Source organism: Ruegeria sp. CH2 (genome assembly GCF_056537065.1).
Genome location: NZ_JBQFQV010000001.1, coordinates 456,586 through 470,121 on the forward strand (window position 1 = coordinate 456,586; position 13,536 = coordinate 470,121).

General features: G+C 58.5%; 11 protein-coding genes. 9 read left to right on the forward strand and 2 right to left on the reverse strand.

All coding sequences use genetic code 11. The features are described 5' to 3' along the window. Window positions 1–54: 54 nt before the first annotated feature. Window positions 55–1,896, forward strand: coding sequence for a peptidyl-prolyl cis-trans isomerase (locus tag ACR0M9_RS02265; RefSeq protein ID WP_480772748.1), 1,842 nt, complete (start codon window positions 55–57; stop codon window positions 1,894–1,896). Window positions 1,897–1,907: 11 nt separating this feature from the next. Continuing rightward, window positions 1,908–3,419, forward strand: coding sequence for an anthranilate synthase component I (gene trpE, locus ACR0M9_RS02270; protein ID WP_480772749.1), 1,512 nt, complete (start codon window positions 1,908–1,910; stop codon window positions 3,417–3,419). A 45-nt stretch (window positions 3,420–3,464) separates the two neighbouring features. On the opposite strand, the gene ACR0M9_RS02275 is transcribed toward trpE, so the two are convergent. Further along, on the reverse strand, window positions 3,465–4,892 hold the full coding sequence (locus ACR0M9_RS02275) for a divergent polysaccharide deacetylase family protein (RefSeq protein ID WP_480772750.1): 1,428 nt from the start codon (window positions 4,890–4,892) through the stop codon (window positions 3,465–3,467). Window positions 4,893–5,091: 199 nt separating this feature from the next. On the opposite strand from ACR0M9_RS02275, the gene ACR0M9_RS02280 reads away from it, so the two are divergent. The 6 genes from ACR0M9_RS02280 (at window position 5,092) to lexA (ending at window position 9,917) form a co-directional block, all read left to right on the forward strand. After that, a complete protein-coding gene (locus tag ACR0M9_RS02280; RefSeq protein ID WP_480472961.1) occupies window positions 5,092–5,673 on the forward strand; it encodes an anthranilate synthase component II in 582 nt (193 codons plus the stop codon). Then, window positions 5,670–6,689, forward strand: a complete 1,020-nt coding sequence (trpD, locus tag ACR0M9_RS02285) for an anthranilate phosphoribosyltransferase (protein WP_480480776.1) — start codon at window positions 5,670–5,672, stop codon at window positions 6,687–6,689. Before ACR0M9_RS02280 ends, trpD begins: the two co-directional genes overlap by 4 nt. Further along, window positions 6,686–7,498, forward strand: a complete 813-nt coding sequence (gene trpC, locus ACR0M9_RS02290; protein WP_480480774.1) for an indole-3-glycerol phosphate synthase TrpC — start codon at window positions 6,686–6,688, stop codon at window positions 7,496–7,498. The genes trpD and trpC overlap by 4 nt, the downstream gene beginning before the upstream one ends. Beyond that, the gene (gene moaC / locus ACR0M9_RS02295; protein ID WP_267364518.1) at window positions 7,498–7,971 is read left to right on the forward strand and encodes a cyclic pyranopterin monophosphate synthase MoaC; all 474 of its coding nucleotides are present in this window, start codon (window positions 7,498–7,500) and stop codon (window positions 7,969–7,971) included. The genes trpC and moaC overlap by 1 nt, the downstream gene beginning before the upstream one ends. Further along, on the forward strand, window positions 7,968–9,140 hold the full coding sequence (locus ACR0M9_RS02300; RefSeq protein WP_480772751.1) for a molybdopterin molybdotransferase MoeA: 1,173 nt from the start codon (window positions 7,968–7,970) through the stop codon (window positions 9,138–9,140). Before moaC ends, ACR0M9_RS02300 begins: the two co-directional genes overlap by 4 nt. Before the next feature lie 78 nt (window positions 9,141–9,218). Further along, window positions 9,219–9,917 carry a transcriptional repressor LexA gene (gene lexA, locus ACR0M9_RS02305; protein WP_267364515.1) on the forward strand — a complete coding sequence of 233 codons (699 nt, stop codon included), beginning with the start codon at window positions 9,219–9,221 and terminating at the stop codon, window positions 9,915–9,917. Here lexA and ACR0M9_RS02310 read toward each other — a convergent pair. Further along, on the reverse strand, window positions 9,914–11,959 hold the full coding sequence (locus tag ACR0M9_RS02310) for a ComEC/Rec2 family competence protein (RefSeq protein ID WP_480772752.1): 2,046 nt from the start codon (window positions 11,957–11,959) through the stop codon (window positions 9,914–9,916). The two genes, lexA and ACR0M9_RS02310, sit on opposite strands and share 4 nt — an antisense overlap. Window positions 11,960–12,037: 78 nt before the next feature. On the opposite strand from ACR0M9_RS02310, the gene gltX reads away from it, so the two are divergent. After that, entirely contained in the window at window positions 12,038–13,438 is a 1,401-nt protein-coding gene (gene gltX, locus ACR0M9_RS02315) for a glutamate--tRNA ligase (RefSeq protein WP_480481665.1), read from the forward strand. The last annotated feature ends 98 nt before the right edge of the window (window positions 13,439–13,536 follow it).

Consider the following 13,536-nt stretch of genomic DNA (forward strand, 5'->3'; position numbering starts at 1 on the left):
ATTCAAGGCGGCAACCGATAGGGCAGAACGCTGCCGTAATAACAAGAGGGCACCATGGCCGCAGGCGCTAAAAGTCTTTCGAAAACCTTTGTCTGGATTCTGATGGGCATGCTCATGCTGGGGCTCGCGGGGTTCGGTGCCGTCAACCTGAGCGGCACAGTCCGTACCGTGGCGCAGGTTGGTGATGAAAGCATCTCGATCGATGACTTTGTCCGCGAGTTGCAGCGCGAGATCCGCGCGGTTGAGGCGCAATCGGGTCAGCCCCTGCAAATGTCGCAGGCACGCGATCTGGGGCTGGACCGAAACGCGCTTGCCCGCCTGACGGCCTTGGCGGCGCTGGACAACGAGGTGATCCAGCTTGGGATTTCCATAGGGGATGAGAACCTGCAAAAAGAGATCGTGTCAGTTCCGGCCTTTCAGGGCGTAGACGGCAGTTTCGACCGCGAGGCATACCGCTTTCAGCTTGAACAAGTCGGCATGACGGATTCCGAGTTCGAGACGGACCTGCGCAAAGAATCCGCCCGTACGATCGTTCAAGGTGCGATCATGGGGGGTGTGGAAATGCCTGCCACCGTGACAGAAACGATGGCCAACTACATTGGCGCCCGTCGCAGCTTTACCGTTGCGACGGCAGGGACCGAGTCATTGGAAACCCCCGTGGCCGAGCCGACTGACGCGCAGATTCAGACCTTCTATGACGAAAACGCTGAACAGTTCACCCTGCCCCGTACCAAACAGCTGACTTATGCGATTCTGTCTCCGGCCATGTTGGTGGACACGGTTAAGGTTGACGAAGATTCCCTTCGCAAGCTTTTTGAAGAGCGGTCGGACGAATATAATCAACCGGAACGCCGTCTGGTCGAGCGCCTGAATTTCCCGGATGAACAAGCAGCCAACGACGCCAAGGCGCAACTTGAGGTCGGCGGAACGACCTTTGAACAACTGGTTCGCGATCGTGATCTGGAACTTTCCGATATCGATCTAGGCGACCTGACACGTGAGGATCTGGGCGAGGCCGCCGACGCCGTGTTCGCGGCAGAGCTTGATGCTGTTGTTGGCCCTCTGCCTTCGGTATTTGGCCCCGCCCTGTTCCGTGTCAACGGATCCCTGGCTGCAAACAGCGTTCCCTTTGAGGAGGCCGAACCGGCCCTGCGCGAAGAACTGGCGACAGAACGCGCCCGCCGCCTGATCGAGTCTCAGTCCGAAGACATAAACGACATGCTGGCTGGCGGTGCGACCCTGGAAGAACTGGCAAGTGAAACCGAAATGGAACTGGGTCAGATCGACTGGACCCGAGACAGCGCCGAGGACATAGCGGCCTATGACGGGTTCCGCGCGGCCGCCGAAGCCGTGCAAGAAGGAGATTTCCCTGAAATCGCATTTCTCGAAGATGGATCGATCTTTGCCTTGCGCCTGAACGACGTTCTGCCGCGTCGCCCTGAACCGCTGGAAAGCGCACGCGACCGTGTCGCCGCTGCCTGGGTACAGGCAGAGACCAACAAAGCCTTGCTGGACAAAGCAAACGCCGCACTGAGCCAACTGGCCACTGATGGTGACTTCGCTGCGACTGGCCTGCCCTTCCGCGTTGAAAACGCACTGACGCGTACCGCGTTTCTTGATGACGTCCCCGCCAGTTTCATGAATGAAGTGTTTCAGATGGAACTCGGTGAGTTGCGCGTCATTGGTGGAAATGGTGCAGCCTTGCTGGTGCGTCTGGACGAGGTTCTGCCCCCCGAGGATTCCGACGAGCTGCGCCGGTTGCGCGACGCACTGGCAACGCAGATGGATCAGGCGCTGTCGCAGAATATTTTTGACGCATACGTACGGGACGCTCAGACCCGCGCCCGCCCGGTCGTGGATCAGCAGGCGCTAAACGCCGTGCAGGCGAGCTTTTAAGCGAGACCAAGATGGCCCTGACACCCGATTTCGATACCTTCGCACGCGCCTATGAAGCGGGCGAAAACCAGGTGGTTTACACACGTCTCGCCGCCGATCTGGACACACCCGTATCGTTGATGCTCAAACTGACGGGAGCGCAGAAAGATGCGTTCATGCTGGAGTCGGTTACGGGCGGTGAGGTGCGTGGCCGCTATTCGATCATCGGCATGAAACCGGACCTGATCTGGCGCTGTCACGGTGAAACGTGCGAGTTGAACCGCTCGGCGCGGTTCGACGCCGACGCCTTTGCTGCGCAGGACGGCAATCCGATGGACAATCTGCGCGCCTTGCTGGCCGAAAGCCGTATTGAACTGCCAGACGACCTGCCTCAGGCTGCCGCCGGATTGTTTGGATATCTGGGCTATGACATGGTCCGGCTGGTCGAATACCTGCCGAACGTGAACCCCGATCCGCTGGGACTGCCAGATGCGATCATGTTGCGCCCGTCTGTTGTCGCAGTATTGGATGGCGTCAAAGGCGAGGTGACGGTGGTTTCACCCGCCTGGGCCAGCGACGGTCAATCTGCCAAAGCTGCCTATGCGCAGGCGGCCGAGCGTGTGATGGATGCGGTCCGCGATCTGGAACGTGCGATGCCCGCCGAAACCCGTGATCTGGGCGACGCGCGCGAAATTGCGGCGCCGGTGTCGAACTTCACCAAATCCGGCTATATGGAAGCAGTTGAAAAGGCCAAGGAATACATCCGTGCTGGCGATATCTTCCAGGTAGTTCCAGCGCAGCGTTGGACGCAGGATTTTCCGCTGCCACCTTTTGCGCTTTATCGTTCGCTGCGGCGCACCAACCCCTCGCCGTTTATGTTCTACTTCAACTTCGGCGGTTTTCAGGTCGTTGGGGCCAGCCCCGAGATTCTGGTGCGGGTGTTCGGCAGCGAAGTCACCATTCGCCCGATTGCAGGCACACGTCCCCGTGGCGCGACCCCCGAGGAAGACAAGGCGAACGAGCTTGACCTGCTGGCCGATAAGAAAGAGCTGGCCGAACATCTCATGCTTCTGGACCTCGGGCGCAATGATACCGGCCGCGTGTCCAAAATCGGCACAGTTCGCCCGACCGAAGAGTTCATCATCGAACGCTACAGCCATGTGATGCACATCGTGTCGAACGTGGTGGGTGAACTGGCGGAAGACAAAGATGCGCTGGACGCCTTCTTTGCCGGGATGCCTGCGGGCACCGTCTCGGGTGCGCCGAAAGTGCGGGCGATGGAGATCATTGACGAGCTTGAGCCGGAAAAACGCGGCGTCTATGGCGGTGGTGTTGGCTATTTCAGCGCAGGCGGTGACATGGACATGTGCATTGCCCTGCGCACGGCCATCGTGAAGGATCAGAAACTCTATATTCAGGCTGGTGGCGGTGTTGTCTATGACAGCGACCCCGAGGCCGAGTTCATGGAGACTGTTCATAAGTCAAACGCCATACGGCGCGCAGCGGAAGATGCCGCTCGGTTCACCGGAAACGGCAACGGTTAAAGAACAAGGCGGCTGATCAATTGATCACCGCCCTGATTCAAACAGTCACTGAATCTGTTTCATCAAGACGGCCGAGATCGGTGCCATCGCTACCCGGCTGCCACGATCCTCAAGACCCCACAGCAACAGGGCCGAGATTGTCTCGGGCCGTACCCGCCCCAGCATGACAACGGTTCCTTCCTGACCAGCCCGGAACGCGGCCTGATCCAGGAACCGGCGCATGATTCTGGGATCCTGTCGCGCCCCATCGATATCGCGGAACACAACGCTGGACGGAATGCCATTGCGAACCGCCAACTTCTGGACAGTATTCAGCCCATTGTCCTGTGTGATCAACCCTCGTCCGGTTCCGGCGGCAATCGCCGCGACCTGATCGGCCAGCTTGCGATTTCCCTGAATGCCGCTGTTCACGCCTTCCAGAATACCCACTGTTTCAGGCAATGTATCCAGCCACACAGACAGCGAAACTTCGGCATCCTGCGCGCTTGCTGCCTCGGGCAAGTCCGCAAGGGCCAGAACTTCGAACCCGGCCGCGCGGTGCCGTGCCATCTTTTCCGCCGCATCCGGATCAGACGGGTTCACGGCAAAGCTGATCGGGTAAGGGAAATCCTGCAACGCTTCAGCGCCGAATGCGCCTTCGTCATCAATCAGAATGATCGACATCAGCGGCTTAGATTCCGGGTTCTCGAACTTGGCGGCAAAACGTTCAATCGGTTTTTCCGCAGATGGCTGTTCGGAAATCGCCTGTTCTGCAACAGGCTCATCATCGCGTTCCGTCAACGGCAGGATACGTTTTCCGACAATCGAACTGGCACTTTCTTCCTGTTCTCCCCCGATCTGAGGCAGCGCAGCAATACGCGGAAGCTCACGGGGCAAGGTATCTTCATCCCCTTCCACCGCAATCGGACTGCTTTCAAACGAATTATCAGTCGTAGTGTCTTTTGTTTGTGGTTCAGCCTCGACCTGTGGCAACGGATTTGGTTCGGGCTCAAGAACTGCGACCTCGGTTGTGTCAGACTCGGTCGGCGGCGTGGGGGTTTCATCAATTACAACCGGCACGGACTGTTCCTGCTGAACTGCGGGTACCTGGCTGGGCTCGGGCGGCGCAGCGGGGGCTTCGGTCATGACGGACACTTCGGTCGCCACCGTTGCAGCGGGCTCGTTCGGAGCCTCGGCCACTTTGCCAACCTCGGGCAGCGGCTCGGATGACGCTTCCAACCCGGACAAATCGGCCAGATCTTCGCTGGCATTATCGGCGGCTTCTGGCGCACGCGGGGCCAGTTCCACCAGATCGGCATCAGAAACATCCTCGGCAAGTTCAGTAGGCGCCTCTGGTGTTTCTGAAATCGTCGGCGCTGGTGCTTCGGTCGCGACAACCGGTGTGTTGACCATCGGCGTGTTGAGCGACACGACCGCACCCAAGATCAAAACAACGATCGCCCCTGCGACCATTCCTCCGAAAAATCCGCCCATATTTCCTGCCTTTCGCCTCTTTTCCCTGCCTCGCCCTGCTCTGCGCCATCTGGTGTGGCGCTCGGTCAATTGGAGGCGTCAGAAACCGTATGTCCTCTTGACGCTGCCGTCCAAGCCTGAGCATGTATGTGCGGACATTATACCGTGGCCCGGGGTTGCATCGCCAGCCCGAAATGCCCAAGCGAAGATAAGTGCCCATATGCTGCTGCTGATCGACAACTACGACTCGTTTACCTACAATTTGGTACATTATTTGGGCGAACTTGGTGCCGAAATGGTCATTCGCCGCAATGATGCGCTGGATGTGCAAGAAGCAATGGCCATGAACCCGGCTGGGATCCTGCTAAGTCCCGGCCCCTGCGACCCAGATCAGGCGGGCATCTGTCTGGCTCTGACCGAAGCGGCGGCCGAGACCAAAACACCCCTTTTGGGGGTTTGTCTTGGGCATCAGACCATTGGACAGGCGTTCGGTGGCAAGGTGGTTCGGTGCCACGAAATTGTGCACGGCAAAATGGGCATCATGCACCACACCGGAAAAGGCGTCTTTGCTGGCCTTCCATCGCCCTTTGAAGCCACACGCTACCATTCGCTGGTGGTCGAGCGTGAGACGCTGCCCGACTGTCTTGAGATCACAGCCGAGCTGGAAGACGGCACGATCATGGGGCTGCAACACAAGGAACTGCCTATTCACGGTGTTCAGTTCCACCCTGAATCGATTGCTTCCGAGCATGGTCACGCCCTTCTCAAGAACTTCCTGCAAGAACTGAAAGTCCCCGCATGAGCGACGCGCTGAAACCGTTGATCGGAGCAGCCGCCGATCGTCCGCTGACCCGTAAAGAGGCCGAGACCGCCTTTGGCATCCTGTTCAACGGCGAAGCCACGCCAAGCCAGATTGGCGGGCTGTTGATGGCCATGCGTACAAGGGGGGAAACGGTTGATGAATATGCCGCGGCCGCGGCTGTGATGCGCGCCAAGTGCAATGCCGTGCGGGCGCCCGAAGGGGCGATCGACATCGTTGGCACGGGCGGAGACGGGAAAGGCACCCTGAACATCTCGACCGCGACTGCATTTGTCGTCGCAGGTGCTGGCGTGACAGTCGCAAAACACGGCAATCGCAACCTAAGCTCCAAATCCGGCGCAGCGGATGCACTGGGGCAAATGGGTATCAACGTTATGGTTGGACCACAAGTTGTTGAAAGTGCTCTGAAAGATGTCGGTATCGGTTTCATGATGGCACCGATGCATCACCCGGCTATTGCGCATGTTATGCCCTCGCGGCAGGAACTGGGAACGCGCACGATTTTCAATATCCTGGGCCCGCTGACCAACCCTGCCGGTGTCAAACGGCAACTGACGGGTGCCTTTAGCCGCGAGCTGATCCGCCCCATGGCTGAAACACTAGGCTTGCTGGGGTCAGACCGCGCGTGGCTGGTACACGGATCGGACGGGACAGACGAGTTGACGATCACCGGTATCAGCTGGGTCGCCGCTTTGGAAGATGACGTGATCAAAGAGGTCGAGCTGCACCCCGAGGATGCTGGCCTGCCTGTGCACCCTTTCGAAGACATCCTCGGCGGAACCCCTGAAGAGAACGCCATCGCATTTCGTGCGCTGCTGGACGGCGCCCCGTCCGCGTATCGTGACGCAGTGTTGCTGAACTCTGCCGCGGCATTGGTTGTCGCTGATGCGGCAAGTGATCTGCGCGAAGGTGTGGCCATGGCCGCCGAGAGCATCGACAGCGGTGAAGCCAAAAACAAAATTACGGCCTTGGCCGCCAAGACTCAGGAGGCCGCATGACCGAAACCGTTCTGGACAAGATCAAAGCCTACAAACTGGAAGAAATCGCAGCAGACAAGGCTCAGAAGTCCTTGGAAACGCTGGAAAGTGAAGCACGTGCCGCTTCGGAAACCCGCGGGTTTGCCGCAGCGCTTCAAGCTGCGTCCCGGCAAGGTTACGGCCTGATCGCTGAGGTCAAGAAAGCCAGTCCCTCCAAGGGTTTGATCCGGCTTGATTTTGATCCGCCTGCCTTGGCTAAGGCATATGAAGAAGGCGGTGCTGCGTGTTTATCCGTGCTCACCGACACGCCCAGCTTTCAGGGTGCCAAGGAATATCTGACACAAGCGCGTAACGCGACATCTCTGCCCGCTTTGCGCAAAGATTTCATTTATGACCCTTATCAGGTGGTTGAGGCACGTGCTTTGGAAGCCGACTGTATTCTGATCATCATGGCATCCGTCAGCGATGATCAGGCAGCCGAGTTGGAACAAACCGCTTTCGATTGGGAGATGGATGTTCTGATTGAGGTGCACGACGAAGCCGAGCTTGAACGCGCAGCCCAACTGAAAAGCCCATTGATTGGCATAAATAACCGCAATCTCAAAACCTTCGAGACCACTCTTGATACAACACGACGCCTGTCCAAACTGGTACCGGCAGACCGTACTATCGTGTGTGAAAGCGGGTTGGGCAACCCGGAAGATTTGCGGGATATTGCGCGCTATGGCGCCCGGTGCTTTTTGATCGGCGAAAGCCTGATGCGCCAGGACGATGTCGAAGCGGCCACCCGCCACATCCTGTCCAATCCGCTTATCCCCGGAGTGATGTGATGCCGCTGACCCATTTCGATGCTCAAGGTCAGGCGCACATGGTCGACGTCTCGGGCAAAGAGGTCACAGATCGCATAGCCGTAGCTGTAGGTCACGTGAAAATGGCGCCGGAAACCTATGGAATCATTTCAGAACAACGCGCAGCAAAGGGCGATGTTTTGGGCGTTGCCCGCCTGGCCGGTATCATGGGTGCAAAGAAGACGCCGGATCTGATCCCGCTCTGCCATCCTTTGCCAGTGACCAAGGTTGCCGTTGAACTGACCCTCGACCCGGATCTGCCGGGTGTTCAGATCGAAGCGACAGTCAAGACGTCAGGTCAAACCGGAGTTGAAATGGAGGCCCTGACCGCCGTTTCCACCGCAGCCTTGACTGTGTACGATATGACCAAAGCCGTCGACAAAGCGATGGAAATTGGCGGCATTCATGTAAGCCTCAAAGACGGCGGAAAATCAGGACGTTACGAGGCGAAATGATTACTGTCGAAGAAGCGCGCGCCCTGCTGTTCGATCTTGTCAGCCCTCTACCTTCGGAACAGGTTCCACTGGCCCAGTCTGCGGGACGTGTTCTGTCACACGAGGTTGTGGCAACGCGCGACCAGCCGCCATTTGCCGCATCATCGATGGATGGCTACGCCGTCAAAGCCGACGAAGTCGAGCTTCATGCCATGTTCAAAGTGGTGGGAGAATCCGCCGCGGGCCGTCGTTTCGACGGCTCAGTAGGCCCCGGTCAGGCCGTACGTATCTTTACCGGCGCTCCGGTTCCCGAGGGCTCAGACTTCGTTGTGATTCAGGAAGATACCGACCGGCGTGGCGATCTGATCACGATCACAGACGACCCCGGCCCCAAAACAAACATCCGCCCTGCCGGTGTGGATTTCATGGCAGGCGCGCCCATCACGGCACCGCGTATGATCCGCGCCGAAGACGTTGCCCTGATGGCTGCGATGAATATCGCGCAGGTCCCGGTTTCTGGAAAACCCGTGATTGCCCTGATCTCGACCGGCGACGAACTTGTCATGCCCGGCGAAGAACCGGGACCGGACCAGATTGTCGCGTCGAACACGTTTGGATTGCGGGCATTGCTTGAGGGGCTCGGTGCTGTGGTTCGTGTCCTTCCGATTGCACGGGACACGGTTTCATCGCTTGAGACTGCGTTTGATCTGGCGCGAGGGGCCGATCTCGTCGTGACGATTGGCGGTGCGTCGGTTGGTGACTACGACCTTGTGTCTGATGTATCGCAGGGTTTGGGGATGGATCGGTCTTTCTACAAGATCCGAATGCGCCCCGGAAAACCCCTGATGGCTGGTCGCATGGGTGGCACCGCGATGGTCGGACTTCCTGGGAACCCGGTCAGCGCGATGGTCTGTGGCTATCTGTTCCTTGCCCCGATGGTGCGCCGGATGCTGGGGCTGGAATTGGTTCTGCCACCCTTTCGGTCTGCCCGCTTGACCGAACCACTGACAGAAAACGGCCCGCGCGAGCATTACATGCGCGCGGTTCTGGGCGAAACGGGTATCCGGGCCTGTGCAGATCAGGACAGCTCTCTCCTTAGCGTTCTGGCGCAGGCAAACGCCCTTTTGGTCCGTCCCCCGAACGATCCCGCCCGCAAGACCGGGGAAACGGTTCAGTACCTGCCGATCTGAACTTCTCCCAAATTCATTGACACAAAACGTGAACATGCGTAGAACAAAAGAAAACGCATGAGCGACGAGGTGTGAGCAATGCTGACCAAGAAGCAATTGGATTTGTTGAAATTCATCCAAAAACGCGTGCAGGCGGACGGTGTTCCGCCCAGTTTCGATGAAATGAAGGCCGCGCTTGACCTGCGGTCGAAATCCGGCATCCACAGGCTTATCACTGCACTGGAGGAACGTGGCTTTATTCGTCGCCTCGCGCATCGTGCCCGCGCGATTGAAATTGTGAAACTTCCCGAAAGCCTTGGCGGCGAACCAACTGCCGGTTTTTCACCCCGCGTGATCGAGGGTGACAGGCCCAAGGGCCCCCGCCCGACCAATATTGAGCCGGTTGCGGTGGATGCGCTGGAATTGCCGGTGATGGGTCGGATCGCGGCGGGTGTCCCCATTGAGGCGATCAGCCATGTGTCCCATCACGTAGCGGTCCCCGGCCCCATGGTTTCCGGAAAAGGCCAGCACTATGCGCTAGAGGTTCGCGGCGACTCGATGATCGACGCGGGCATCAATGACGGGGATGTGGTCGTCATCCGCGAAACCGCGACTGCTGATAACGGTGATATCGTGGTTGCACTGGTAGAAGATCAGGAAGCGACGCTGAAACGCTTTTTCCGCCGCGGCAACGCTATTGCACTCGAAGCGGCCAACCCGGCTTATGAGACGCGCGTTCTTCCCGAAGAAATGGTCAAGGTTCAGGGTCGCCTAGTCGGTCTGATCCGCACCTATTAATCCTGCTTCAAACGACGGTCCCCGGCGGGCTTCGGGGACCAGAGCCGTTGGCCTGTCAGTTCTGCGCTAGAAGTCAGTTTTCCGTCCGACAATGACAGGCTGCCGGTTTCGCTCAGATCATCCGGATCGAAGACGGCGCACGCACCCGCAAGGGGCAGCGCGACCGTCGAAACAATGATCTGGTTGCCTTCGCATTCGTCAAACTTGCGCGCAGCCCTTTTGCCCGAGATATGGATAATTTCCTTGTCCTGATAAGTGTACCGCTGAACGGTGCTGCTATCCGGCCATCTGCCTGCTGCCGCGATCTGATCCGCGCCGTCACCGTCATTCTCCAGCCAGACTCTGGCAACAAACCCACTGCCTTTGCTTTTACTCAGGGCCCGGCCCTGAGGGGTCATTACACCGACCAACCCTCCGTTTTCTGCAATCAGAACATCTGGCCTGTGGCCCGAATTCCAAAGCAAAAATGAAAAAATGACGGGCCCGACCCCGTACCAACGCGCGCGCCCTTGCCACAAGGCCAGCCACAAAGCCCCAACAGCAACAAGTGGCAATACATACCAGGGCGGACTGACTACAAAACCCTGAGCACCGCCCAGATGAGACACCCAGTTTGAAACCCCAAGGATCCAATGCAACGCCCAGCCCATAACGGTCAGCGGAAAAGCCTCCAACCCAAATGGGGCCGCCAGTGCGGCGACAACTGCCGCAGGTACAACAACAAGGCCCATCACGGGCACGGACAGCAGATTCGCCAGCAATCCATAGTGAGACATCGTATTGAAATGCGCAGCGCCAATTGGGGCCGTGGCAAGCCCGGCCATCGCCGAGGACATAACCACGCCAGCAATCGGCTTTAACCAATTCGGGCCCGGTAACGGACCCACCTTTTGCAATGCGCCGAAGACGGCGACCAAGGCTGTCGTTGCTGCAAAGGACATCTGAAACCCCGGGCTCAGCAGCGACTCGGGCCAAAGAACCAGAACGATCAGCGCAGCAACAGAAACCGCACGCAACGAGATCGCACGCCTGTCGATCAACACGGCCCCCAGCATGACACTGACCATGACATAGGCGCGTTCGGTTGCAATATTCCCGCCGGATAGCAGTAAATAAAGCGTTGCCGCGATCAGCGCGAACACAGCCGCAACTTTTCGAACAGGTAGCCTCAATGCCACGTAGGGGATCAGTGACAAACCAATGCGACAGGCCACAAAAACGAAACCCGTCAGTAACCCCATGTGAAGCCCGGAAATGGCAAGCAAATGCGCCAGGTTCGACGCGCGCAGGGACAAGAGAGTCTCTTGCCCCATACCACTGCGATCACCTGTGGTGACGGCAGCAGCAAACCCACCGATTTCTCCGGGCAGGATTTGTTTCACTCGCCGCGATATCGCCATTCGGATTGCGGTAATCCGAACACCGCCAATACCGTCTTTGGCTGGCGCAATCGTCAAAACAGGAACGCGGGTATACCCGACTGCACCCAGCCCCTGAAACCAGGCATGGCGACGAAAATCGAACCCGCCAGGTTCAACCGGGCCCTGCGGCGGCGAAAGATGTGCTGTGGTCATGATCCGTTGCCCAGGTGCAAAAGGTCCTGTTGCGCCATGAACAGAAAGACGGATGCGTTGCGGCCTGCGCTCCTGCGGCACGTCCCCTACGCGCACCTGATCGAGCGTCAACCGCAACGCATCCGAGGCAGACCGATCCATGGCGACGACCCTCCCCTCGACAGGGCCATAGTACCGCCAGGACAGAACCGGTTCTGCCACCATATGGGCGCGAGTGCCTGCCAGTATGAAACCGACCGCAATCAGCGCCCCCCCGGTCGCTAACGTTCCCACCCCCGGTGGCAGTCGGCGGCTCAGGACGACAAGAGCCAGGAACAAGCAAGACAGACCTGCGTATACCGGCCAGCCGGGCTCGCTCCGGGCACCAAAATAGAGACCGATCCCCGTTGCCAGCATCACTGGTGTCCACGGAAACAGATACCCTGTCTGGTGCAGCAGCGCGGCCTCGACCCGTGCAAGAACACGCATGGTTGCCCCCGTCCTTCGGGCTCGTTAGACAGGCGTCAAACTATGCCAGATACGGTTACCAAAAGGTTAATCCTCAACATGTCCGAACAGGTCGTCACACGTTTTGCCCCCTCGCCCACAGGTTTTCTGCACATCGGCGGCGCGCGCACCGCATTGTTCAATTGGCTTTACGCCCGCGGACGTGGTGGAAAGTTCCTGCTGCGGATCGAAGACACCGACCGGGAACGCTCGACCCCCGAGGCGACCGCCGCGATCCTTCAGGGCATGGAATGGCTTGGACTGGATCATGATGGCGATGTAATCAGCCAGTTCGAAGGAGCTGCCCGGCATGCTGAAGTCGCGCACCAGCTTCTGGCCGAGGGAAAGGCATATAAATGCTTCTCGACGCAGCACGAAATTGCCGCCTTTCGGGAACAGGCACGGGCCGAGGGCAAGTCGACCCTGTTCCGCAGCCCCTGGCGTGACGCTGATCCTTCAGCACATCCCGACCTGCCATTTGTCGTTCGCATCAAGGCTCCGCAGGACGGCACAACAGTGATCCGCGATCAGGTTCAGGGCAACGTGACCATTCGCAACGACCAACTGGATGACATGGTTTTGCTGCGTTCCGACGGGACACCGGTCTACATGCTGGCGGTGGTGGTCGACGATCATGATATGGGTGTTACCCATGTCATTCGCGGCGACGATCACCTCAATAACGCGGCGCGCCAGATGATGATTTACGAGGCGATGGGCTGGGATGTTCCGGTCTGGGCCCATATTCCGCTGATCCACGGGCCAGACGGTAAGAAACTGTCCAAACGCCATGGCGCGCTTGGCGCGCAGGAATACCAGGCCATGGGCTATCCCGCCGCTGGAATGCGCAACTATCTGGCCCGCTTGGGCTGGAGTCATGGTGACGATGAATTCTTTACGGATGCACAGGCAAAGGACTGGTTTGATCTGAACGGCATCGGCAAAAGCCCTGCCCGGTTTGATCTGAAAAAATTGGAAAACCTGTGTGGTCAACACATCGCCATCTCTGATGATGCTGCGCTGCGGCGTGAAATCGAAGCGTACTTGGCCGCAGCCGCTTTACCGCCCCTGACAGATTCACAATCCAGTGATTTGGAACGTGCGATGTATTGCCTCAAGGATCGGGCACGGACTTTTCCTGAACTCCTTGAAAAGGCTCATTTTGTTCTGGCAGGTCGCCCGATTGTTCCCGACGGGAAAGCGGCAAAGGCGCTGGCATCTGTATCCGACGGTATACTGGGAGAATTGACGCCGCAGCTGCAAAATGCTAGCTGGTCTCGGAACGAACTGGAGGAGACCCTGAATTCCTTTGCCGAGTCAAAGGAGCTCACGTTCGGCAAGCTGGCTGGCCCGCTCAGGGCCGCGTTGGCTGGTCGGGCCGTCACGCCTTCGGTTTTTGACATGATGCTTGTGCTGGGACGGGATGAAACCCTGGCGCGGCTTTCAGAAGCAGCGAAGTAACCCGAATTTCATAAACGGGTAACGCTGCTCCGCTAACACCCGGACTGCGCGAAAGCGCGCAGTCGTTGCCCGCACTGCCCGAGGTTCCTTTGGCGTGC